We start from the raw sequence: 19760 nt of genomic DNA on the forward strand, positions 1-19760 counted from the left end.
GGGACACGAAGCGGGATAATCTTGCGCTAAATTATGACCAGGTGCAGGTTTCACGCATATGGACCGCATCGACCGGAAAATTCTTGATCTGCTGCGCGAGGACTCGCGGCTTACCGGCGAACAGCTGGGCGAGCGGGTCGGGCTCAGCCCCTCGGCGGCGCATCGGCGGGTGAAGGCGCTGGAGGACAGCGGCGCGATCATCGGCTACCGGGCACGGCTGTCGCGCGCGGCGCGGGGCAATCCCTCGACCGTGTTCGTGGCGGTCACCCTCACCGATCAGCGCCAGGCGACCATGCTCGCGTTCGAGACCGCGCTGGCAAACACCGCGCAGGTGGCCGAGGCCTATCTGATGAGCGGGCAGTCGGACTATCTCATCAAGGTGCTGGTGCCCGACAGCGACAGTTACGAGCGCATCCACCGCGAGATCCTCTCCGCCCTGCCCGGTGTGCAGCGGCTGGTGAGCCAGTTCACGATCCGCACGCTCGAAAGCGGCGAGTAGCTCCGCGCACCGCCGCGCGACCGGCGCGATCATGACAAATTGACGACCAAACAATGACATAGGCTCGTCGCACGCATAGTGGATTTGGTCGCCTGCCCCTTGATTTTCGCCGCCGATAAACGATCTGGCGAGGAGTTCTTGTTACAATTGCGGGACAAGATTGCGGTAGAAAGTTAGTTTTCCGACACGTATAGGACGCGCATGGCCACCCCGATCTATGAATTTGCGCATGTTCCGCGGGTGGACCCGGCGACCAAGACGCGCGCCCGCGCCCGGCGGGTGCGCGATGCGGGGCAGGCGCCCACTGTCGGCGTGATCTACAACCCGCGCAGCCACCGCAATCTCGGCGCGGATTTCGACTGCGGGCTGTGCCCCCATGTCCACATCGCCCAGCCGCGCGAACGCGGGCAATTGCCGCTGGCGCTGACCGAATTCGCCGAGAAGGGCATCGACCTGCTGGTGATCAACGGCGGTGACGGCACGGTGCGTGACGTGCTGACCTGCGGGCAGGCGATCTTCGGCGACGACTGGCCCGCCATCGCGGTGCTCCCCAAGGGCAAGACCAATGCGCTGACGGTCGATCTCGGCATTCCCGACGACTGGACCTTGCAGGACGCGATCGACGCGCTCGACCACGGCAGCCGCGTGTGGCGCCGCCCGATGACGGTCGCCCGTGCCGAAGAGCCGGACTCGCGCGTGGCGGGCTTCATCCTTGGCGCAGGGGCCTTCACCAAGGCAACTCAGGCCGGACAGAGCGCGCACAAGCTGGGCGCGTTCGATTCCATGGTGGTGGCGGTCACGGGCGTGTGGGCGCTGCTGCAATCGCTGTTTGCCGGGCGCGGCAATGCCTGGCGCAAGGGTGCCGGGATGCGCATCGGGCTCGGCGCGGCGGATGCGCCGATGGCGCATAGCGGGCACGGCGATCCGGCGATGCGCCAGCTGCTCTTCGCCTCGACGCTGGAACGGCTCCCAGCCGGGATCAAGCCCTTCGGCGCGCTCAAGAACGGGCTGAAGCTGGTGGCGGTCGATCAGATCTCGCGCCGCACCACCGCGCTCGTCCCGCTAGTGCTGATGGGCAAGCTGCGCGGCTCCCTGCGCGAACGCGGCATCCACCAGCTTGCCGCGACCCAGTTCAGCCTCGACATCGACGATCAGTTCATCCTTGATGGTGAGGCCTTCCCGGCGGGCGAATACCGCATCGAGCAGGGGCCGGAGCTCGCCTTCGTAGCCCCATGAGCGTCGCGCCATGAGCGGTAGCGCCGAGGCGCTGGCCGAACGGATCGCCGCGCGCCTCGCCGCACCCGTCGATCCCGCCGTCGCCGCTTTCGCGCAGGCGCTGGCCGATGCCGCAGGGGCGCGGGCGGTGCTGTTCTACGGATCGAACCTGCGCACCGGATCGCTCGACGGGGTGCTCGATTTCTACGTCTTGCTGCCCGGGACGCGTGAAGCCGCAATCTGGCCGACCGTCTCCTATCACGAGCGAGCGCATGAGGGCACGGTGCTGCGCGCCAAGCTTGCCACCATGTGCCTCGCCACCTTCGCCCGCGCGGCGAGCGGCGAATTGACCGACACCACCATCTGGGCGCGCTTCGTGCAGCCTTCCGCGCTGATCTGGGCCGAGGACGAGGGGGCCCGCGCCGAAGTCGTCGCCGCGATCGCGGCCGCTGCCGTCACCGCCGCGCGCCTCGCCGCCGCCCTGGGCCCGGTCAGCGGCACGGCCGAGGACTATTGGCGCGCGCTGTTCCGCGCGACCTACAGCGCCGAATTCCGGGTCGAGAAGCAGGGGCGCGAGGACGACATTCTCGCCGTCAATGCCGATCATTTTGCCGGGCTGCTGCCGCTGGCGCTGGAGGCGGGCGGAATCCCTCCCGGCCTGCACGGCGCGATCCTCACCCCGCGCCTGATGCCGGCCGAGCGCGCGCGCATCATCGGCTGGTGGAAGCGCCGCCGGCGGATGGGCAAGCCTTTGAACCTGCTGCGCCTCGTCAAGGCCAGCACCACCTTCGAAGGCGCGGCGCGCTATGCCGCGTGGAAGATCGAGCGGCACACCGGAATGCCGGTCAAGCTGACACCGTTCCGCGAGCGCTGGCCGCTGCTGGCCGCGCCGCAGGTGTTGTGGGATCTGAGCCAGCACCGCCGCCGCCAGCGTAGCGGCGGGTAGCCCCGATCACATATACTGGACGCTGATCGTCATCCGGGTGACGCCCTGACCGGCATTGAAGCGCACCTTCTCGACCGAAGGCGGACGCGGAACGAGGCCAAGGATCTTGCGGATCCCCGGATTGTTCGACATCCCCGCCCCGTCCGACAGATCGGACTTGCGGTTGCCATTGACGTCATGGTGCACCGCGATGGCGAAATCGCCCGTGGCGGGCAGCGGCACGCACACGGTCACGCTGCCAGCCTGCGGGCGGGCATCGACGCGCATGACGTAGCGCTTGCTCTCCAGCCAGTCGCTGCTGCGTGCAGGGTAGGCGCGCACGAAGAGGTTGCCCTCGGACGACTTGAGACCCGTCACCGTCACGCGCACCGCCGGGCCCTTGCCCGCGGCGCACTGGCCGGGATCGTTGGCCATGCTGCGCGCATAGGTATAGCTCTGCGCGGCGAGCGGCGCGGCCACCATCGCACCGGCCAGAACCAGGCCGGTGCCGAGCATGGGCCAATCGGGAATGCGGAAAGAGAGCAGGCGGTTGGTCATGGTCATCTCGGGAATAAGAGGTGGGGTGCCGGCGCGCAAGCAGGTGCGCGCTGTCGGTGGCGGAGAGGTGTCTGGCGCGGCTATGGGGCAATCCGCCTGAATTGCGGCTTAATTGACCCGGATAAGGGCGGGAGACGGTGGAAAAGCCCGAGAATGCGCCTTGTCGCCCGATTCGCGCCTCCCGTATGGCTGGCAATGCGTCACAAAAGGGCCCTTACCCGCGCCATGCCAGCTCCGCTGATCTCTCCCTCGATCCTTTCGGCCGATTTCGCGCGGCTGGGCGAGGAAGTGCGCGCTGTCGATGCGGCGGGTGCGGACTGGATCCATATCGACGTGATGGACGGCCATTTCGTGCCCAACATCACCATAGGCCCAGACGTCATCAAGGCGCTGCGCCCGCATACGACGAAGCCCTTCGACGTGCACCTGATGATCGCCCCGGTCGATCCCTACCTTCAGGCCTTTGCCGAGGCAGGGGCGGACATCATCACCGTCCATCCCGAGGCCGGGCCGCACATCCACCGCACGCTGCAGGCGATCAAGGCGCTCGGCAAGAAGGCGGGCGTGGTGATCAACCCCGGCACGCCGGTCGAAGTGCTCGACAATCTGATGGACCTGGCTGACCTGATCCTCGTCATGAGCGTCAACCCCGGTTTCGGCGGGCAGAGCTTCATCCCATCGCAATTGGACAAGATCGCGCGCATCCGCTCGATGATCACCCGCTCGGGCAGGGCGATCCACCTCGAAGTCGATGGCGGCGTGAATGCCGAGACCGCGCGAATGTGTGTGGAGGCCGGGGCCGATGTGCTGGTGGCGGGCTCGGCCACCTTCAAGGGCGGGCCGGATCACTACGCCGCCAATATCGCAGGCCTGAAGGCGGCGCGCTGATGGCGACGCTGCTGCGCTCCCCCGCCGCCGCACGGGCCGAGGCGCTGGTGGAGCGGGTCGCCGACGCGCCGTCACTGACGCTCGCCGAAGGGCAGGAGCCGACTGCCGAGGCGACCGCCGAGATCTCGCCGCCGCAGGAACCGTCGCGCGCGCTGGCGCTGACCGACGTGATCGCGCCGCGCAGCGGGCCGGGCGAGGCGCTGGTCAGGCTCGCCTATCGCATCGGCATCCCCGGTCACGCCATCGCTGCCCCCTTCCGCCGCCCGCAGGCGGTGCGGGTGCTGGCCACCGTGGAGAGCCCCAATCGCGGCGACCGCGCAGCGGGCACGGCTCTGCGCGCCGGGCACTTCCTGATCCACGGGGTGCGCCTGCCGATCGCCAGCTTCGATTTTTCGCTCTCCGCGCACCATGCGCCCGGCGTGGAGCGGGTGGTGCACGGCTTCGGCTGGCTCGCTGATCTTGCCGCCAGCGCCAGCCGCGCCGACGGAGCTGCAGTGGCCGAACGGATCGCGGGCCAGTGGCTCCACGCCCATTCTCAGCCCGGCAAGGGCCCCGCGTGGGAGACCGAGCTTGCAGGTCTCAGGCTGCTGGCATGGCTCATCCACGCCCCGCTGATGCTGGGCGGCAACGACAAGACGCTGAAGTCGCGCCTGCTTGCCGCCATCGCCCAGGCCGCCAGCTGGCTCGACAAGCGCGCACCCAAGGAGCCTGCCGGCTTCGGACAGGTCGCGGCCTTTGCGGGGGTCGTGGCGGCGGGGCTGCTGCTCCCCCACGGCAAGCCGCGGCGGCTGTTCGGCGAGGCGGGGCTGGTCAAGGCGCTGGGCGACATGGTGGGCGAGGATGGCGGCGTGCTGTCGCGCTGCCCCGCCGCGCAATTGGACGCGATCCGGCTGCTGACCGACCTGGTCGCCTGTTACGAGGCCACCGACGTCACGCCGCCCCCGGCGCTTGGCGTTATGCGCGAGCTGCTGGTGCCGCCGCTGTTGGCGCTGCGCCACGGCGACGGCGCGCTGGGCAACTGGCAGGGGCAGGGCGCGATCGGTGCCGACCGGGTCAATGCCGTGATCGAGGCGAGCGGCGTGCGCACCCGCCCGCTCGCGCTCGCCCGGGCGTGGGGCTATCAGCGGATCAAGGCGGGCGACACGCTGCTGCAATTCGACACCGCCCCGCCGCCGCGCGCGAAGCATGCCCGCACCGGCTGCGCCTCCACCCTCGCCTTCGAGCTTTCGGACGGCCCGCAGCGGATCATCGTCAATTGCGGCGGCGCGGCGCTGGCGGGCGGTCAGGTGCCCGCGCGCATCGGACAGGCCCTGCGCGCCACCGCCGCCTTCTCGACGCTGGTGCTCGACAACGCCAATTCCACGGCGGTCCAGCTCCACGGCCAGCTGGGCAAGGGGGTCGAGACGGTAGAGTTCGACCGCCGCCAGATCGCCCGCCCAGGCTTTCGCGAAGCGACCCGGATCGAGGCCGCGCATGATGGCTATGCAGGGCGCTTCGGCCTCACCCACCAGCGCATCCTGACGCTCTCGGGCGACGGCACCGAACTGGCGGGCGAGGATATCCTCGTCCCTGCGGGCAAGAGCGGAAAGCGCGGCAAGATCGGCTTTGCGCTGCGCTTCCACCTCGGGCGCGGGGTCGAGGTGCAGCTGTCGCCCGACAAGCGCGGCGCAAGCCTGCTTTTGCCCGACGGTCGGCTCTGGCAATTCCGGCTCGGCGGGGATAGGGGCGGGGCCGGCGAGATCACCCTGTCTGCCGAGGACAGCCTGTGGGTCGACGGCGACGGCCGACCCCACGCGACCGAGCAGCTGGTGATCGAGGGACTGGCATTGCGCAGCGGGGGGCAATTCTCCTGGCGCTTCAGGAAGACAGGATAGATTCCATCATGGCGGACGGTGTGATCAAGCGGGCGCTGCTCTCAGTGTCCGACAAGAGCGGTTTGGCCGAACTGGGCCGCGAACTGGCCGCAAGAGGCGTCGAGCTGGTGAGCACTGGCGGCACGGCCAAGGCCTTGCGTGATGCGGGGCTGACGGTGAAGGACGTCTCCGACCTCACCGGTTTCCCCGAGATGATGGACGGCCGGGTCAAGACCCTCCACCCCACGGTCCACGGCGGACTGCTGGCGCTGCGCGACAATCCCGAACACGTCGCCGCGATGGAGGCCCACGGAATCGGCGCCATCGACCTCGTTGTGGTCAACCTCTATCCCTTCGAGGCGACCGTGGCGAAGGGTGCAGACCGCGCGGAAGTGATCGAGAATATCGACATCGGCGGGCCTTCGATGGTGCGCTCGGCTGCGAAGAACCATGGCTTCGTGACGATCCTCACCGACCCGGCGGACTACGCCACGCTGGTCGCGGAAATGGAAGCGAATGGCGGCGCGACGACGCAGGCCTTCCGCACGCGGATGGCGGGCAAGGCCTATGCCCGCACCGCGGCCTATGATTCGGCGATCGCCAGCTGGTTCGCCTTCTCGCCCGCTGCTTCGGATGAGCCGACGCTGTTCCCCGAAACCCTGCCGATGGCGCTGAAGCGTGCCGATACGCTGCGCTATGGCGAAAACCCGCACCAGTCGGCGGCGATCTATGTGCCGCAGGTGGCGGGCACCGCGGGCGTGCCGCAGGCAAGCCAGCTGCAGGGCAAGGAGCTCTCTTACAACAACCTCAACGACGCTGATGCCGCGCTGGAACTGGCGGCGGAGTTTGCCGGGCAGGAGCCCGCCGTGGTAATCGTCAAGCACGCCAATCCTTGCGGCGTGGCGCAAGGCGGCTCGCTGCTGACGGCGTGGGAAGCGGCGCTGGCCTGCGATAGCGTCTCGGCCTTCGGCGGGATCGTTGCCGTGAATACCGAGCTCGATGCCGCCACCGCCGAAGCGATCAGCGCGATCTTCACCGAGGTCGTCATCGCGCCCTCGGTCAGCGCCGAAGCGCGCGAGATCTTCGCGAAGAAGAAGAACCTGCGCCTGCTCGAATGCGGCGCACTGCCGAGCCCGCGCCGCGGCGGCCTCGCGCTCAAGACCATCGCCGGGGGCGTGCTGATCCAGTCGCGCGACAATGGGGCGATCAGCGCGGACGATCTCAAGGTCGTCACCAAGCGCGCGCCCACCGACCAGGAATTGAAGGACTGCCTGTTCGCCTGGACGGTCGCCCGCCACGTGAAGTCCAACGCCATCGTCTATGCCAAGGACGGCGCGACCGCCGGGATTGGCGCGGGCCAGATGAACCGCCGCGATTCGGCGCGCATCGCCGCGATCAAGGCGCGTGAAGCCGCCGAGACCCACGGCTGGGCCGCCCCGCGCACCCAAGGCAGCGCGGTCGCCTCGGACGCGTTCTTCCCTTTCGCCGACGGGCTGATCTCCGCCGCCGAAGCAGGCGCGACCGCGGTGATCCAGCCCGGCGGCTCGATCCGCGACGACGAAGTGATCGCCGCCGCCGATGAAGCCGGCCTCGCGATGGTCTTCACCGGGATGCGGCATTTCCGGCACTGATTTGTGCTGCGAGGGCGCATCCGCGCCCTCGTCCTCGGCGCGTTTCGATCCCTGCGGGATCGAGCGCCTGCGGGCGGCCGGTCGGCCTTGCGGCGTTGCCGTTTGTTTTGCGAAGGGGCATCCGCCCCTTCGTCCTCGGCGCGTTTCGATCCTTGCAGGATCGAGCGCCTGCGGCTCGCGCGCGTGCGCTCGCGGCCCTGCGGGCCGATGTGACCCATAGGCTAAGCTATTCGTCTTGTTCCAAGGAGCGGCGCACCTCACCCAAAATTTCGCCGCACGCCGGGAACGCTTCGGCTGACCCGGTGGCGCGACGCAACTTTTTCTCAGCCCTTTCGTAACTATTGCAGGCCCGCGGCTGAATACGGGCCTGCCGACCATGTTCATCCCGCGGCAATTCGGCTGCGGTCAAAAGAACAAGCGGCAACCAAGCAATCACGAGTCAATTCCATGCGCCTCCTCTCCTCCGACCTCTTCCGCCATTTCGGCATCGGCTTCGTGCTCGGTGCGGTGCTGGTGGTTGGCGCGAATGCGGACGACTGGGGCCTGACGGAATCGCCCGCACAGGCGGCGGAGATGTCCTCCCCCGCGCAGCGCGCCGACGCTCCGTCCGCGGAGTTCGTGATCGCGCCGTAAGGACGCCGATTTCATGCATAAAGCCGCTGCTCTCCTCGCCGCCGCCACGCTGGCCCTGTCCGCCTGCGCAGGCCCCGCGCACGCCGAGGAGGTTTTCAACGCCCCCGCCGCCACGCGCGTCGCCAAGGAACAGCCCGGCCTCAAGACCGCGGTTTTCGCCGGTGGCTGCTTCTGGGGCGTCGAGGCGGTGTTCAGCCACACCAAGGGCGTGACCGCTGCGGTGTCCGGCTATCACGGCGGCAATGCCGCAAGCGCCAAATACGACATCGTCTCAAGCGGCGCCAGTGACCACGCGGAAAGCGTGAAGATCACCTACGACCCGTCCATCGTGCGCTATGATCAGCTGCTGCGAATCTTCTTCTCCGTGGTCGCCGATCCCACCCTCAAGAACCGTCAGGGGCCCGACGTGGGCGCGCATTACCGCAGCGCGATCGTGCCGACGAATGCCGAGCAGGCCGCTGTCGCCAAGGCCTATCTCGCCCAGATGGGCACCTCAGGCGTGTGGACAAAGCCGATCGTCACCCGGATCGAGCCCTACAAGGCGTTCTACCCCGCGGAAGGCTATCATCAGAACTTCATGGCGAAGAACCCCAAGCACGGTTACATCGTGCGGTGGGACGCGCCCAAGGTCGCCGCGCTTAAGGTGAAGTTCCCCACGCTCTACCGCGCCGCCTTCCTGCGCGACGCCGGGTAAAACCCCTACGCAGCCGAGGCTGGCACAAGCCGCCCTATCTCATTATATCGCGAGATATGGGACAGCACACGCACAGCCACCACGAACACACCGGCCCCGATCTGGTCGCGGAGGCGGCGCGTGCGCTGGTCGCGGGGGGGGAGCAATGGACCTCGATGCGCGAGGCGGTGTTCGCCGAGCTCGCCCGGCACGAGCGTCCGGTTTCGGCCTATGACATCGCCGACAACCTCTCCGCCGCGCGCGGCAAGCGGGTCGCGCCCAACTCGGTCTATCGCATCCTCGACCTGTTCGTGAGCAACAACCTCGCCATGCGGGTCGAGAGCGCCAACGCCTATCTCGCCAACACCCACCCGGGCTGCGCGCATGACTGCATCTTTCTGGTCTGCGACGAATGCGGCGAGGCTGCCCACGTCGACGACGAAGAGGTCAGCCGCGCCGTCCGCGCCATCGCCGCCGCGCGAAGCTTCAGGGCCGAGCGCCCGGTGCTGGAGATCCGCGGGCTGTGCAAGGCGTGTGCGTAGGCTTCCCTGGCCCGCCAAAGGACGGGCGGCGAGCGCTCGCGCGCGAGCCGCAGGTGCCCGGTAGCGTAGCGGAGGGAACAGCACCGAGGGAAGCGAAGCTGTGTCGCCGCAGGCGGCACACGTGCCTGCGGAGGCGGGCACGCAAATAGGTACGCACGATTTGATCCACCTCAAGCCTTCAATCGACAGGCTCGTTTTCGAAGTGTAAGGCTGGTGGTTATGACACAACCGCCTTACACTCCGCTGCTCGATCAGGTTGACACTCCCCACGATCTGCGCCGCCTCAAGCCTGAACAACTCCGCCAGCTTGCCGACGAATTGCGTGCCGAAATGATCGACGCGGTCAGCGTCTCGGGGGGCCACCTCGGCTCCGGCCTCGGCGTGGTCGAACTAACGGTCGCGATTCACTACGTTTTCAACACGCCCGACGACAAGCTGGTGTGGGACGTGGGCCACCAGTGCTATCCGCACAAGATCATCACCGGGCGACGCGACCGCATCCGCACCTTGCGGCAGGGCGGGGGGCTTTCGGGCTTCACCAAGCGCTCCGAGAGCGAATACGATCCCTTCGGCGCGGCGCACTCCTCGACCTCGATCTCGGCGGCGCTGGGCTTTGCCATCGCCAACAAACTTCAGGGCAAGCCCGGCCGCGGGATTGCGGTGATCGGCGATGGCTCGATGAGCGCGGGCATGGCCTACGAGGCGATGAACAACGCCGCGCAGGCGGGCAACCGGCTGATCGTGATCCTCAACGACAACGACATGTCGATCGCCCCACCGGTGGGAGGCCTCTCGGCCTATCTCGCGCGGATGGTGTCTTCGAGCGAATATCTCGGCATCCGCAGCCTCGCCAGCCGGACGATCCAGAAGATGAGCCGCCGTCTCCACGGTGCGATCGGCAAGGCCGAGGAATTCACCCGCGGCATGGTGACCGGCGGGACGCTGTTCGAGGAACTGGGCTTTTACTACGTCGGCCCGATCGACGGGCACAATCTCGATCACCTGCTCCCGGTGCTGGAGAACGTGCGCGATACCAGCGAAGGCCCGGTGCTGATCCATGTCGTGACCGAAAAGGGCAAGGGCTATGCCCCGGCCGAAAACTCGGCCGACAAGTATCACGGGGTGCCGAAGTTCAACGTCGTCACCGGCGAGAAGGCCAAGAGCGCGCCGAGTGCGCCGGCCTATCAGGACGTGTTCGGCCTGACGCTGGCGAAGCTCGCTGAGACCGATGACCGCATCTGCGCGATCACCGCCGCGATGCCGAGCGGCACCGGGGTCGACAAGTTCGCCAAGGCGCACCCCACGCGCACCTTCGATGTCGGCATCGCCGAACAGCACGCAGTGACCTTCGCCGCGGGCCTCGCGGCCGAGGGCATGCGGCCCTTCGCCGCGATCTACTCCACCTTCCTCCAGCGCGCCTATGATCAGGTGGTGCACGACGTGTGCATCCAGAATCTGCCCGTGCGCTTCGCCATCGACCGCGCGGGGCTGGTCGGCGCGGACGGGGCCACACACGCGGGCAGCTTCGACATCACCTATCTCGCCACCCTGCCAAACATGGTCGTAATGGCCGCCGCCGACGAGGCGGAGCTGGTCCACATGACCTATACCGCCGCCGAGTACGACGCCGGGCCCATCGCCTTCCGCTACCCTCGCGGCAACGGCACCGGGGTGCCTCTGCCCGAGGTTCCGGTGAAGCTCGAAATCGGCAAGGGCCGGTTGGTCCGCGAAGGCTCGAAGGTCGCGATCCTCTCGCTGGGCGCACGTCTGACCGAGGCGCTGAAGGCCGCCGACACGCTGGAGGCCAAGGGGCTCTCCACCACCGTCGCCGACCTGCGCTTCGCCAAGCCATTGGACGAAGAGCTGATCGCCAAGCTGATGCGCAGCCATGAGGTGATCGTCACCGTCGAGGAAGGCGCGATCGGCGGCCTCGGCGCGCACGTGCTGACCTTTGCCAGCGACTCGGGGCTCACGGACAACGGGCTGAAGGTGAGGACGCTGCGCCTGCCCGATACCTTCATCGATCACGATGATCCGATGAAGCAGTATGACGAGGCCGGGCTCAACGCCCCGCAGATTGTCGACACGGTGCTGAAAGCGCTGAAGCACAACAGCGCCGGGATCGAATCGGGCGAAGAGGCGCGTGCCTGAGGCAATGGCGGACAGCGCGCCCGACATTCTCGTGGCGCGCTATTCCGTTCCCAAGCTGCTGGGCTGGGCCATCCTGTCCGGCGCAATGGCAGCGGCGTGCTTTCCCTTCGCCATCGGGGGCTTTGCAAGCCAGGCCACGATCGGGCCGCTCCTCGGTCTGGCCGGAATCGTCGGCCTCGCATTTTTCGGCCTCATCGCCGTGGTCCACACCCTCCGCCTGTTCGACCGGCGCGAACAGGTGATAGTCAGCGCCAAGGGGCTCTACGTCCGCGCGCATGGCGAGAAGGTGATCGGCCTGCGCTCGATCAAGGGGCTGCACCGCGACGCCGGACGGCTCGGGGTGACGCTTTGGAAGCCGTCAAAATACCCGCTCGAGCGCCGCCATCGCCAGTGGATCTGGTGGATCAACGGCAGCCACGCGCGCGAGTTCTTCGGCGATGTCTGGATCTGGACCAACCAGATGGACCGGACGACGCAGGAGATTTTCGACTCGATCCTCGCGCACCGCCCCAAGACCGATTTCGAGCGCGAGATGGAAGAAATCGCCGCCGCTCACCGTTAGGCCCGCGTCCTAGCGCGGCTGCGTGATACCCACCGTTTCGGGGTTGGCGGGCGCTTCAACCGGGGCCGTTTCGCTCGAGGGCGCGGGCGCAGTGGCCTGCTGCTTCTTCAGTTCCTCCAGCTCCGCGAGCCACTCCGCATCCTCTTCCGAAATCGGTTCGCCCTTCAGCTGCGCGATGTCGCGGCGGCGCTGGGCGAGATAGGTTTCGCGGCGCAAGCCATAGGGATCATCGGATTCGCGGATGCTGGCGATTTCTTCGTCGAATTTCAGCCGCTGGTCCAACCCGTTGACCACGAAATAGGTCGCCGCATATTCGGTGCGATTGAAAGGCTTGCCGAAAGCCACCGGCAGCAGCAGCTGATCGAGCGTGCTCCCGGCCAGATCGCGCACGCTGGTCGCCCCCGTGACCGGCAGGTAGAGATAGGGCCCCGGCCCCACCCCATAATAGCCCAGCGTGTTGGCAAAGCCGTTGCGGCGATAGGGCAGATCGGCCTTCTTGCCCGCCACGTCGAACAATCCGCCCACGCCGATGGTCGAATTGATTGTAAACCGCCCCAGCGTCTCGAACGCCTTGCCAACCTTGCCCTGCAACAGGAAGTTCAAGGCATTGCTCGGCTCGCCCAGATTGCGCACCACATTGCCGAGGCCGTCGCGGATGGGCTCGGGCAGGCCGTCGCGATAGGCATAGGCGACCGGCTCGATCACGGCGGAATCGACCGCCTGGGTCAGGCGGTAGCTTTCGGCATTGATCTGTTCGGCGGGATCAGTCTTGGGCGGGCCGTAGTCGCCCTCGACCACGATCTCGTTGATCTCTTCCTCCGGCGGAGCCTCACCCTCGGCGGGCTCACCTTCGGCGGGCGGCGCGCTGTCGTCCTGCGGGCCGGCAGGCGCGTCCTGCGGCGCATCGAGGCTCCACGCGATCGGCACCACCCCGGCAGCGGGCGCGGGCGGAGGCAGCGGTGCGGGCGGGGAAAGCGCCAGCACGGCGCTCATCAAAGGAGGAGAGGTGGCAAGCAGTGTCAGGCTGGGCAATTGGGTTCTCCGCTACACCCCTATCAATAGCAAGGGACACAAGGCCGTAGCCTTGCCCTTGTTCCCGCCCGCCTATACGCAGGCTGAACTGATTATCGAAATAGTGCAAGGCTCCGCATGTCCCTGATCCAAGTGGCCAAGGAAGGCCCCGTCACCATTCTCACGCTCGACCGGGCCGAGACGATGAACCCGCTCGGCGCGCCGGGGGACGGGGATGCGTTTGTCAGTGTCGCTAATGCGATCAACCGCGACATGGAATGCCGGGTGGTAATCCTGACCGGCGCGGGCCGGGCCTTCAGCGCGGGCGGCGATATCAAGGCGATGCGCGACAAGACCGGCACCTTCGGCGGCACCACGCCCGCGATTTCGGACGGGTATCGCGACAATATCCACCTGATGCTGCGCGCGCTCTACGGCATCCGCGTTCCGCTGATCGCGGCGGTGAACGGCCCCGCCATCGGCCTTGGCTGCGATGTCGCCTGCCTCGCCGATATCCGGATCGCCAGCGAAGCCGCGAAGTTCGGTGTGACCTTCCTCAAACTGGGGATCATCCCCGGCGACGGCGGCACCTGGATCCTCCCGCGCGTTATCGGGATGAGCCGCGCGGCGGAACTGTTCTACACCGGCGACGTGATCGACGCCGCCACCGCGAAGGACTGGGGCCTCGTCAGCCGCGTCGTCGCGCCCGATGCCCTGATGGACGAGGCGCGCGCGCTGGCGGGAAAGATCGCCCGGCTCCCGCCGCACTCGCTGCGCCACACCAAGAACCTGCTGCGGCAGGGCCAGCAGGTCAGCTACGACACGGCGCTGGAACTCGCCGCCAACACTCAGGCGATGATGCACACCACTGCCGACCACGCCGAAGGCGTCGCCGCGCTGATTGAGAAGCGCAGCGCGGTATTCACGGGCGAATAGGCGCGTGGCACGGTTCGCGCGGCGGCTCGCTGTCGGGCTGCTGGTCGCCTATCTTGCGGTGCTGGCAGTGCTGTTCGTCGCCCAGCGCAGCCTGATCTACCCCGCTCCGCAGGAACGCCACGCCCCGGCGCCGGGCTTTGCGGAGGTTACGCTGCAAACCGCAGACGGCCTCGCCTTGCAGGCCCATTGGCGCGCGCCGGATGCGGGGCGGCCTGCGATCATGTTCTTTCACGGCAATGGCGGCTCGCTCGCAGGTGCCAGCTTCGAGACGCAGACCTACGCCGAAAGGGGATACGGCGTGCTGCTGGTCGAATATCGCGGCTATGGCGGCAATCCGGGCGCGCCATCGGAAGCGGGGTTCTATCAGGATGGGCGCGCGGCGATGGCCTTTCTCAGCGCTCAGGGGATCGCACCGGGGCAGACCGTGATCGTCGGCCATTCGCTCGGCACCGGCACCGCGACCCAGATGGCACGCGAATTTGCGCCCGCCGCGCTGGTATTGCTCGCGCCCTTCACCTCGCTCCCCGATGCGGCCGCGGAAGCAATGCCCCTCGTCCCCGCAGGTCTGCTGGTGCGTGACCGGTTCGAGAATCTCGCCAAGGTGCCGAACCTGAGGATGCCGGTGCTGATCCTGCACGGCACCGCCGACACGGTGGTGCCTTTTGCGCTGGGAGAGCGCCTAGCCAGGGCCGCGCCCACCGCGACGTTCCGCGCCGTTGAGGGGGCAGAGCACATGATCTCGCACGATGCCGGGCTTCAGGCCGCGCAGGTGGCGTGGTTGAACGGCCTGGGGCTCTAGAGCCACCGCCACACCCCCGCGTCGATCCCCGCCCGCCACAGGTGGAGCCATTGGCCCGCGAGCCACAGGATCGTCCCCGCCAGCAGAGGCACTGCGCCGACGCTGAAAAGCTTGCCCCAGCGCGGCCAGTAGCTGGTCTTGCGCTCCCAAGTGGCCCAGGCTTCGCCCATCAGCGCTTCCTTCTTGGCGTCCTGCAACTTCGCGCCCACCAGCGCGAGGATGCCCATCGCGAGCGCGGTGATCATCGTCCGGGTGCTCCAGAACAGCACCAGGTGCGAGGTCGCCCACAGCCCGATCCCCCACATCATCGGATGCCGGGTGACGCGCAGCGCGCCTTGCGGTGCGGCGCGGGTCTGGGCTTCGGCCATCGGGGTGGGGAGCGCCGGGTTCCCGATGAAGGAACCGGCCAGCAGCACCATCGCGGGCCACGTCAGCGCGGTGGCGATGATCCAGCCGACATTGCCCGAACCCGGCAGATCGGCCGGCGGCGCGGCGACGAAGGCGAAATAGACCCACCCCAGCGTGGCGAAGCTGACGAAGCTGTAGGCGACCTGAAACCCGCCCGCCCCCAAGGCCTTTACCATCGGCGCGCGCAGCGGATGCGACATGGCGAAATGCGTGCCGACAAAGGCGATGTTCGCCGCGATGAGATTGATGATGTCCCCGTCCATAGGTGACAATCTATCACGGCAGAATCGGCCCGCCTAGCGGGCACAGATCAGGGGATGATCCCGGTTGGGACAATGGTGGCCTGCGCCGCCGCGACATGGACCGGAGCCGCACCCTCGGTTTCCGCCCAGACATCGGCGCGCACCACCACCTGCCGCTTGCCCGCCTTGACGACCGTGCCCTTGGCCCGCAGCCGTTCGCCCTTGGCCGGGCGCAGGAAATCGATGGTGTAGCCCCCCGTCACCACATCGCCTGCGACCGAGGCCCCTGCCCAGGCGCAGGCATTGTCCGCCATCAGGCCGACGATCGCGCCATGGGCATAGCCGTGGTGCTGGGTCATCTCGGGCCGCATGACGAGCAGCAATTCGCTCTCCCCCTCCCACACGCGGACCGGCTCGATATCGAGCCAGCTGGAAAAGCCCGACCGGCCGACCGCGACGGTCTTCATGTAGGCGATCGATTCCTCGGGCGAGGCGAAGCGGTCGGGCAAGGGGGCGGTCATGGGCGGGCTCCTTCAAGTCTGCAATCCAGACGTTATGACGCTTGCCTTGGGGGCGCGCAAGTCTGATAATCAGACCGATGAAGACCTATCGCCCCTCGCGCGCACCCTGCCCCGTGGCCCGCGCCGCGCGCCTGCTGGGCGATCGCTGGGTGCTGCTGATCCTGCGCGATGCCTTCCTGGGCGCGGAACGTTTCGAGGAATTCGTCGACCGGCTCGGCATCAACCGCGCCGCACTGACCTCGCGCCTCGCGATCCTGCAAGAGGCGGGACTCCTCCGCCGCGACCCGCCCGAGGGCAAGCGCGCGCGCTACATCCTGACCGACAAGGCCCACGCGCTGGTGCCGGTCTTCACCGAAATGGCCGGATGGAGCAGCGCACACCTGTTCGCCGAGGACGAGGCCCCGGCACGCTGGCCGGCGGGCTGAGCGATGATCACAACCTCAAAGGCCGAGCGCCTGTTCCTGCGCGCGGATGCCATCATGGAACGCCGGGCCAATGGCTTCGCCATGCCGGTGCTCGAACACCTCGCGCTGCGCGGTTATGCTCAGGCCATGCTGGAATTGGCGCGCTGGGACACGCGAAGCGGCGATCCCCGCGCGATCGGCCGGATATGCGACACGCGCAGCCCGGCCGCCCTTATGCGCCTCGCCCATCGGCTCGGTGATATCACCGCCGCACAGAACCTTGCGATGACGCTATTCCACGCAGGCGATCTGGCGGGCTATCGCCACTGGCTGCGCAGAGCCGCGCGCGCCGGCGATGCCGAAGCGGGGGCAGAGCTGCGCCGCTTCGAAGTGCGTCAACCCTTCTCCCTCGCCCGGCGGATCGGGCGCATCCGCCCTCTCCGCCGCAGCGAGCGCCGCGCTTACCAGTCGTAGGCCTTGGGCCGGGCGCTTTCGTCGAGCGTCTTGTAGCGATCGCGCAGGCGGGTCTGGTGGTTGGTGAGATCCTGCGCCACGCCGCCGATGAACACCTGCGTCGGCACGCTGCCGACTTCCAGCGGATCGTCGGTCCAGATCACCACATCGCCCATCGCGCCGGGCTTGAGCACGCCCGCCCTACCGCCCATCCCGCTGATCTCGGCGGGGACGGAGCTGATCGCCGCGAAGGCCTGACCCCATTCCATGCCGGTCGCGCCGGGCATCTTGGTGAGCGCCACGAGATTGCCCGCCACCTGCTGCAAGCGGCGCGGGTCCTGCATCGTCGCGGCGTTGATCGCGACCTTCACGCCCGCTTTGGTCATGCGCCCGGCGTTGGACTGGGTCGCGCCCAATTGCTCGAAGGTCTCGGGCAGGTCGATCAAGCCGTTGGCGATCACCGGCACGCCCGCGGCGGCGATTTCGTCCGCCACCAGCCAACCCTCGGTCGCGCCGACCAGCACCAGATCGAGCCGGGGATAGTCGCTCTTGAGCGCCAGAACGCTGCGGATATCGGCCATGCGGTCAACCGCGACATAGAGCTTCTGCTTGCCCGTCACCACCGGCACCAGCGCTTCGGCATCGAACCGGGAGAGGTAGACCTCGTCATCCTTGCCGATCTCGGTGGTCTCGGGAATGCCGGGCTTGCCGACCAGCGCCTGCGCCTCGCGCAGCGCCGCGCGCAACAGCGCATGGGCCGCGGCGCGGCTGCCGCCCGCGCGGTCCGCCCCGCCTTCGCCGAGGTTGATCATCTGGAAGGCGCGCGCCTGCACCACCGGATTGGCATCGCCATCCAGATCGATGATCGCGCCCTGCCCTGCAAAGATCGAGCCCGTGGGCAGCATCGCCGTCGCCGCGCGGGTGATCCCGGCGGCCTTGTGGACGAGGATGTGCTGCGAGGTCGGGTTGATCGCGGTCGCCGCATCGAGCGCCGCGCTGAACGGCGTCTGGCGCGCGGTGATATCGTTCGATTCGTCCACCGCCGACACATCGGAAAGACCCAGCGTCGTCACCGTGGCGAAGATGCCGGGCGTGACCCAGGCGCCGCCCGCGTCGACCACCACATCGGTGGTGTAGGTCTGGCCGGGCGCCGCGATGCCCGCGAACACCACCTTGCCAGCCTCGACAATCACCGTGCCGCCTTCGATCGGTGCGCTGCCGTCGCCGATCACCAGCTTCGCGTTGGTGACGACCATGTCCTGCGCCAGCGCGGGACTGGCGGCGAGAGCGAGCGCGCTGACCGCGCCGAGGGTAAGGAGCCGCTTCATTTCACATCTCCTTCACCGGGCTGGCCGAGCTCGAAATCGCTGACGGGCCGTGTCTTGGGGTTCATCGCATCGAACATCAGCGCGCCGTCGATCCACACCTTCTCGGGGCGCGAATAGACGCTCAGCGGATCGCCGTTCCACAGCACCACATCGGCCATCTTGCCGGGTTCGAGACTGCCGGTGAGCTTGTCGATCCCCATCGCCTTGGCGGCGTTGAAGGTGATCCACTGGATCACGGTCGCATCGGGAATGTCCATGCCCAGCCGCTGCCCGGCGGCCTGTGCCTTGGCCGCCTCCTGATTGAGGCGCTGGATATCGTTCTGGTCGTCCGAGTGGATCACCACGCAGGCGCCTTCGCGTTGCAGGAAGGCGGCATTTTCGAGGATACCGTCGTAGCTTTCCATCTTGAAGCCGTACCAGTCGGCCCAGATCGCGCTGCACACGTCGTTTTCGCGCAGCAGATCGCCGATCTTGTAAGCCTCGACCGCGTGGTGGAAGGCGGCGACCTTGTAGCCCATCTCCTTGGCCATATCGAGCACCAGCGCCATTTCGTCGGCGCGGTAGCAGTGGTTCTGGATCAGGATTTCGCCCTTGAGCACGCCCACCAGCGTCTCCTTGGCGAGATCGCGCTTGGCCTTCTTGTCGTTGGCATAATCGATCGCTCCGAGCCAGGTTTCGCGGTTGACCGCGAAGTTGCCCATCCGGGTCGAAGGCATCCGCCCGCGGTTGCCGTAGACGCGCTTGGGGTTCTCCCCGCAGGCCATCTTCATCGAATAGGGCGCGCCGGGAAACTTCATCCCCTGCACCGTGCGCGCGGGCACGTTCTTCAAGGTCACCGAGCGCCCGCCCATCAGGTTGGCCGAGCCGGGGAGGATCTGCAGCGCGGTGATCCCGCCATTGGCGAGCGCGCGGCTGAAGCCGGGGTCCTGCGGCCAGACCGAATGTTCGGCCCAGACCTCGGGCGTGGTCGGCGCGGTGGCTTCGTTCCCGTCCGAATGGGCCTCGACACCGGGCGAGGGATAGTCGCCGAGGTGCGAGTGGATGTCGATGATGCCGGGGGTGACGAACTTGCCCGCACCGTCGAACACCGCGATGTCGGCCGGGATCGGGGTGTCGGGGCCGCCGACCGAGACGATCTTGCCGCCGCTCATGAACACGACGCCGCCCTCGATCACGCCGCCCTTGCCGTCATAGACGGTCGCGCCGCGAATCGCGGTGGCGGCATTGGGGAAGGGCTTGTAGGTCGAGGCGAAGACCGGATCGCCCGCCTTGGTGGCGGCGAAGGCCGGGGCCTCGGCGACTTCTTCGTCCTTGTCCTTCTTGCGGCCCTTGTCGCGTTCCTTCGCATCGGCGACCGCGGCGCCCGCGATCAGCGCCAGCGCGCTGACAAGGCTGGCGAACGCGCCCAGACGCGCGCGTGGCTTGATATGTGATGTCATCGAAAACCCTTCCCGTTTCCCGGCTGCAAGATGTGCCGGGAAACGGGGGGCTTGTCCATGCCGTTGGACGACTATCGTGTCCGGTCGCC

General features: G+C 67.7%; 21 protein-coding genes. 15 read left to right on the forward strand and 6 right to left on the reverse strand.

Annotated features, from left to right (window positions below; translation table 11 throughout):
• Window positions 1-58: 58 nt before the first annotated feature.
• The 3 genes from BZF59_RS03155 (at window position 59) to BZF59_RS03165 (ending at window position 2660) form a co-directional block, all read left to right on the forward strand.
• Complete coding sequence (locus BZF59_RS03155) at window positions 59-499, forward strand: Lrp/AsnC family transcriptional regulator (protein ID WP_086606807.1); 441 nt, start codon at window positions 59-61, stop codon at window positions 497-499.
• Window positions 500-700: 201 nt separating this feature from the next.
• Window positions 701-1735: a diacylglycerol/lipid kinase family protein gene (locus BZF59_RS03160; RefSeq protein WP_086606808.1), complete on the forward strand. Its 1035-nt coding sequence runs from the start codon at window positions 701-703 to the stop codon at window positions 1733-1735.
• 10 nt (window positions 1736-1745) lie between these two features.
• Complete coding sequence (locus BZF59_RS03165; protein WP_086606809.1) at window positions 1746-2660, forward strand: hypothetical protein; 915 nt, start codon at window positions 1746-1748, stop codon at window positions 2658-2660.
• Between the two features lie 6 nt (window positions 2661-2666).
• Here BZF59_RS03165 and BZF59_RS03170 read toward each other — a convergent pair whose 3' ends face one another.
• Window positions 2667-3203 carry a DUF2141 domain-containing protein gene (locus BZF59_RS03170; protein ID WP_245805999.1) on the reverse strand — a complete coding sequence of 179 codons (537 nt, stop codon included), beginning with the start codon at window positions 3201-3203 and terminating at the stop codon, window positions 2667-2669.
• A 219-nt stretch (window positions 3204-3422) separates the two neighbouring features.
• Here BZF59_RS03170 and rpe point away from each other — a divergent pair, with 219 nt between their 5' ends.
• The 8 genes from rpe (at window position 3423) to BZF59_RS03210 (ending at window position 12130) form a co-directional block, all read left to right on the forward strand.
• Window positions 3423-4085 carry a ribulose-phosphate 3-epimerase gene (rpe, locus tag BZF59_RS03175; protein ID WP_086606810.1) on the forward strand — a complete coding sequence of 221 codons (663 nt, stop codon included), beginning with the start codon at window positions 3423-3425 and terminating at the stop codon, window positions 4083-4085.
• The gene (locus tag BZF59_RS03180) at window positions 4085-5959 is read left to right on the forward strand and encodes a heparinase II/III family protein (RefSeq protein WP_086606811.1); all 1875 of its coding nucleotides are present in this window, start codon (window positions 4085-4087) and stop codon (window positions 5957-5959) included. The genes rpe and BZF59_RS03180 overlap by 1 nt, the downstream gene beginning before the upstream one ends.
• A gap of 8 nt (window positions 5960-5967) precedes the next feature.
• A complete protein-coding gene (gene purH / locus BZF59_RS03185) occupies window positions 5968-7569 on the forward strand; it encodes a bifunctional phosphoribosylaminoimidazolecarboxamide formyltransferase/IMP cyclohydrolase (RefSeq protein WP_086606812.1) in 1602 nt (533 codons plus the stop codon).
• A 447-nt stretch (window positions 7570-8016) separates the two neighbouring features.
• A complete protein-coding gene (locus BZF59_RS03190; RefSeq protein ID WP_086606813.1) occupies window positions 8017-8202 on the forward strand; it encodes a hypothetical protein in 186 nt (61 codons plus the stop codon).
• A 13-nt stretch (window positions 8203-8215) separates the two neighbouring features.
• Window positions 8216-8896, forward strand: coding sequence for a peptide-methionine (S)-S-oxide reductase MsrA (gene msrA / locus BZF59_RS03195; protein WP_086606814.1), 681 nt, complete (start codon window positions 8216-8218; stop codon window positions 8894-8896).
• A gap of 56 nt (window positions 8897-8952) precedes the next feature.
• Window positions 8953-9417: a Fur family transcriptional regulator gene (locus BZF59_RS03200; RefSeq protein WP_086606815.1), complete on the forward strand. Its 465-nt coding sequence runs from the start codon at window positions 8953-8955 to the stop codon at window positions 9415-9417.
• 219 nt (window positions 9418-9636) lie between these two features.
• Window positions 9637-11568 carry a 1-deoxy-D-xylulose-5-phosphate synthase gene (gene dxs / locus BZF59_RS03205; protein WP_086606816.1) on the forward strand — a complete coding sequence of 644 codons (1932 nt, stop codon included), beginning with the start codon at window positions 9637-9639 and terminating at the stop codon, window positions 11566-11568.
• 4 nt (window positions 11569-11572) lie between these two features.
• Complete coding sequence (locus BZF59_RS03210; protein ID WP_086606817.1) at window positions 11573-12130, forward strand: hypothetical protein; 558 nt, start codon at window positions 11573-11575, stop codon at window positions 12128-12130.
• A gap of 9 nt (window positions 12131-12139) precedes the next feature.
• Here the strand turns inward: BZF59_RS03210 and BZF59_RS03215 are convergent, their stop codons facing one another.
• Window positions 12140-13123, reverse strand: coding sequence for an MlaA family lipoprotein (locus tag BZF59_RS03215; protein ID WP_086606818.1), 984 nt, complete (start codon window positions 13121-13123; stop codon window positions 12140-12142).
• Between the two features lie 156 nt (window positions 13124-13279).
• On the opposite strand from BZF59_RS03215, the gene BZF59_RS03220 reads away from it, so the two are divergent.
• Both BZF59_RS03220 and BZF59_RS03225 read left to right on the forward strand, forming a co-directional pair.
• Complete coding sequence (locus BZF59_RS03220; RefSeq protein WP_086606819.1) at window positions 13280-14077, forward strand: crotonase/enoyl-CoA hydratase family protein; 798 nt, start codon at window positions 13280-13282, stop codon at window positions 14075-14077.
• Window positions 14078-14081: 4 nt separating this feature from the next.
• Window positions 14082-14876 carry an alpha/beta hydrolase gene (locus tag BZF59_RS03225; protein ID WP_086606820.1) on the forward strand — a complete coding sequence of 265 codons (795 nt, stop codon included), beginning with the start codon at window positions 14082-14084 and terminating at the stop codon, window positions 14874-14876.
• On the opposite strand, the gene BZF59_RS03230 is transcribed toward BZF59_RS03225, so the two are convergent.
• Entirely contained in the window at window positions 14873-15547 is a 675-nt protein-coding gene (locus tag BZF59_RS03230; RefSeq protein ID WP_086606821.1) for an NnrU family protein, read from the reverse strand. The genes BZF59_RS03225 and BZF59_RS03230 overlap by 4 nt on opposite strands.
• A 47-nt stretch (window positions 15548-15594) precedes the next feature.
• Window positions 15595-16047: a PaaI family thioesterase gene (locus BZF59_RS03235; RefSeq protein WP_086606822.1), complete on the reverse strand. Its 453-nt coding sequence runs from the start codon at window positions 16045-16047 to the stop codon at window positions 15595-15597.
• 77 nt (window positions 16048-16124) lie between these two features.
• Between BZF59_RS03235 and BZF59_RS03240 the strand changes: the two genes are divergently transcribed.
• Together BZF59_RS03240 and BZF59_RS03245 are read left to right on the forward strand one after the other, a co-directional pair.
• The gene (locus BZF59_RS03240) at window positions 16125-16472 is read left to right on the forward strand and encodes a winged helix-turn-helix transcriptional regulator (RefSeq protein WP_086606823.1); all 348 of its coding nucleotides are present in this window, start codon (window positions 16125-16127) and stop codon (window positions 16470-16472) included.
• Window positions 16473-16475: 3 nt separating this feature from the next.
• A complete protein-coding gene (locus BZF59_RS03245) occupies window positions 16476-16925 on the forward strand; it encodes a hypothetical protein (protein WP_086606824.1) in 450 nt (149 codons plus the stop codon).
• On the opposite strand, the gene BZF59_RS03250 is transcribed toward BZF59_RS03245, so the two are convergent.
• Window positions 16913-18232, reverse strand: a complete 1320-nt coding sequence (locus BZF59_RS03250; RefSeq protein ID WP_086606825.1) for an amidohydrolase family protein — start codon at window positions 18230-18232, stop codon at window positions 16913-16915. The two genes, BZF59_RS03245 and BZF59_RS03250, sit on opposite strands and share 13 nt — an antisense overlap.
• Complete coding sequence (locus tag BZF59_RS03255) at window positions 18229-19671, reverse strand: amidohydrolase (protein WP_086606826.1); 1443 nt, start codon at window positions 19669-19671, stop codon at window positions 18229-18231. The genes BZF59_RS03250 and BZF59_RS03255 overlap by 4 nt, the downstream gene beginning before the upstream one ends.
• Between the last annotated feature and the right edge of the window lie 89 nt (window positions 19672-19760).

Origin of the sequence: Erythrobacter donghaensis, assembly GCF_002155425.1 — a bacterium.
Classification (GTDB): Bacteria; Pseudomonadota; Alphaproteobacteria; order Sphingomonadales; family Sphingomonadaceae; genus Erythrobacter; species Erythrobacter donghaensis.

Bases quoted from the DNA above. Each gene is read 5' to 3' on its own strand.
- BZF59_RS03155 (WP_086606807.1), top strand. From the start codon at position 59: ATGGACCGCATCGACCGGAAAATTCTTGATCTGCTGCGCGAGGACTCG.
- BZF59_RS03160 (WP_086606808.1), top strand. From the start codon at position 701: ATGGCCACCCCGATCTATGAATTTGCGCATGTTCCGCGGGTGGACCCG.
- BZF59_RS03165 (WP_086606809.1), top strand. From the start codon at position 1,746: ATGAGCGGTAGCGCCGAGGCGCTGGCCGAACGGATCGCCGCGCGCCTC.
- BZF59_RS03170 (WP_245805999.1), bottom strand. From the start codon at position 3,203: ATGACCATGACCAACCGCCTGCTCTCTTTCCGCATTCCCGATTGGCCC.
- rpe (WP_086606810.1), top strand. From the start codon at position 3,423: ATGCCAGCTCCGCTGATCTCTCCCTCGATCCTTTCGGCCGATTTCGCG.
- BZF59_RS03180 (WP_086606811.1), top strand. From the start codon at position 4,085: ATGGCGACGCTGCTGCGCTCCCCCGCCGCCGCACGGGCCGAGGCGCTG.
- purH (WP_086606812.1), top strand. From the start codon at position 5,968: ATGGCGGACGGTGTGATCAAGCGGGCGCTGCTCTCAGTGTCCGACAAG.
- BZF59_RS03190 (WP_086606813.1), top strand. From the start codon at position 8,017: ATGCGCCTCCTCTCCTCCGACCTCTTCCGCCATTTCGGCATCGGCTTC.
- msrA (WP_086606814.1), top strand. From the start codon at position 8,216: ATGCATAAAGCCGCTGCTCTCCTCGCCGCCGCCACGCTGGCCCTGTCC.
- BZF59_RS03200 (WP_086606815.1), top strand. From the start codon at position 8,953: ATGGGACAGCACACGCACAGCCACCACGAACACACCGGCCCCGATCTG.
- dxs (WP_086606816.1), top strand. From the start codon at position 9,637: ATGACACAACCGCCTTACACTCCGCTGCTCGATCAGGTTGACACTCCC.
- BZF59_RS03210 (WP_086606817.1), top strand. From the start codon at position 11,573: ATGGCGGACAGCGCGCCCGACATTCTCGTGGCGCGCTATTCCGTTCCC.
- BZF59_RS03215 (WP_086606818.1), bottom strand. From the start codon at position 13,123: ATGAGCGCCGTGCTGGCGCTTTCCCCGCCCGCACCGCTGCCTCCGCCC.
- BZF59_RS03220 (WP_086606819.1), top strand. From the start codon at position 13,280: ATGTCCCTGATCCAAGTGGCCAAGGAAGGCCCCGTCACCATTCTCACG.
- BZF59_RS03230 (WP_086606821.1), bottom strand. From the start codon at position 15,547: ATGGACGGGGACATCATCAATCTCATCGCGGCGAACATCGCCTTTGTC.
- BZF59_RS03235 (WP_086606822.1), bottom strand. From the start codon at position 16,047: ATGACCGCCCCCTTGCCCGACCGCTTCGCCTCGCCCGAGGAATCGATC.
- BZF59_RS03240 (WP_086606823.1), top strand. From the start codon at position 16,125: ATGAAGACCTATCGCCCCTCGCGCGCACCCTGCCCCGTGGCCCGCGCC.
- BZF59_RS03245 (WP_086606824.1), top strand. From the start codon at position 16,476: ATGATCACAACCTCAAAGGCCGAGCGCCTGTTCCTGCGCGCGGATGCC.
- BZF59_RS03250 (WP_086606825.1), bottom strand. From the start codon at position 18,232: ATGAAGCGGCTCCTTACCCTCGGCGCGGTCAGCGCGCTCGCTCTCGCC.
- BZF59_RS03255 (WP_086606826.1), bottom strand. From the start codon at position 19,671: ATGACATCACATATCAAGCCACGCGCGCGTCTGGGCGCGTTCGCCAGC.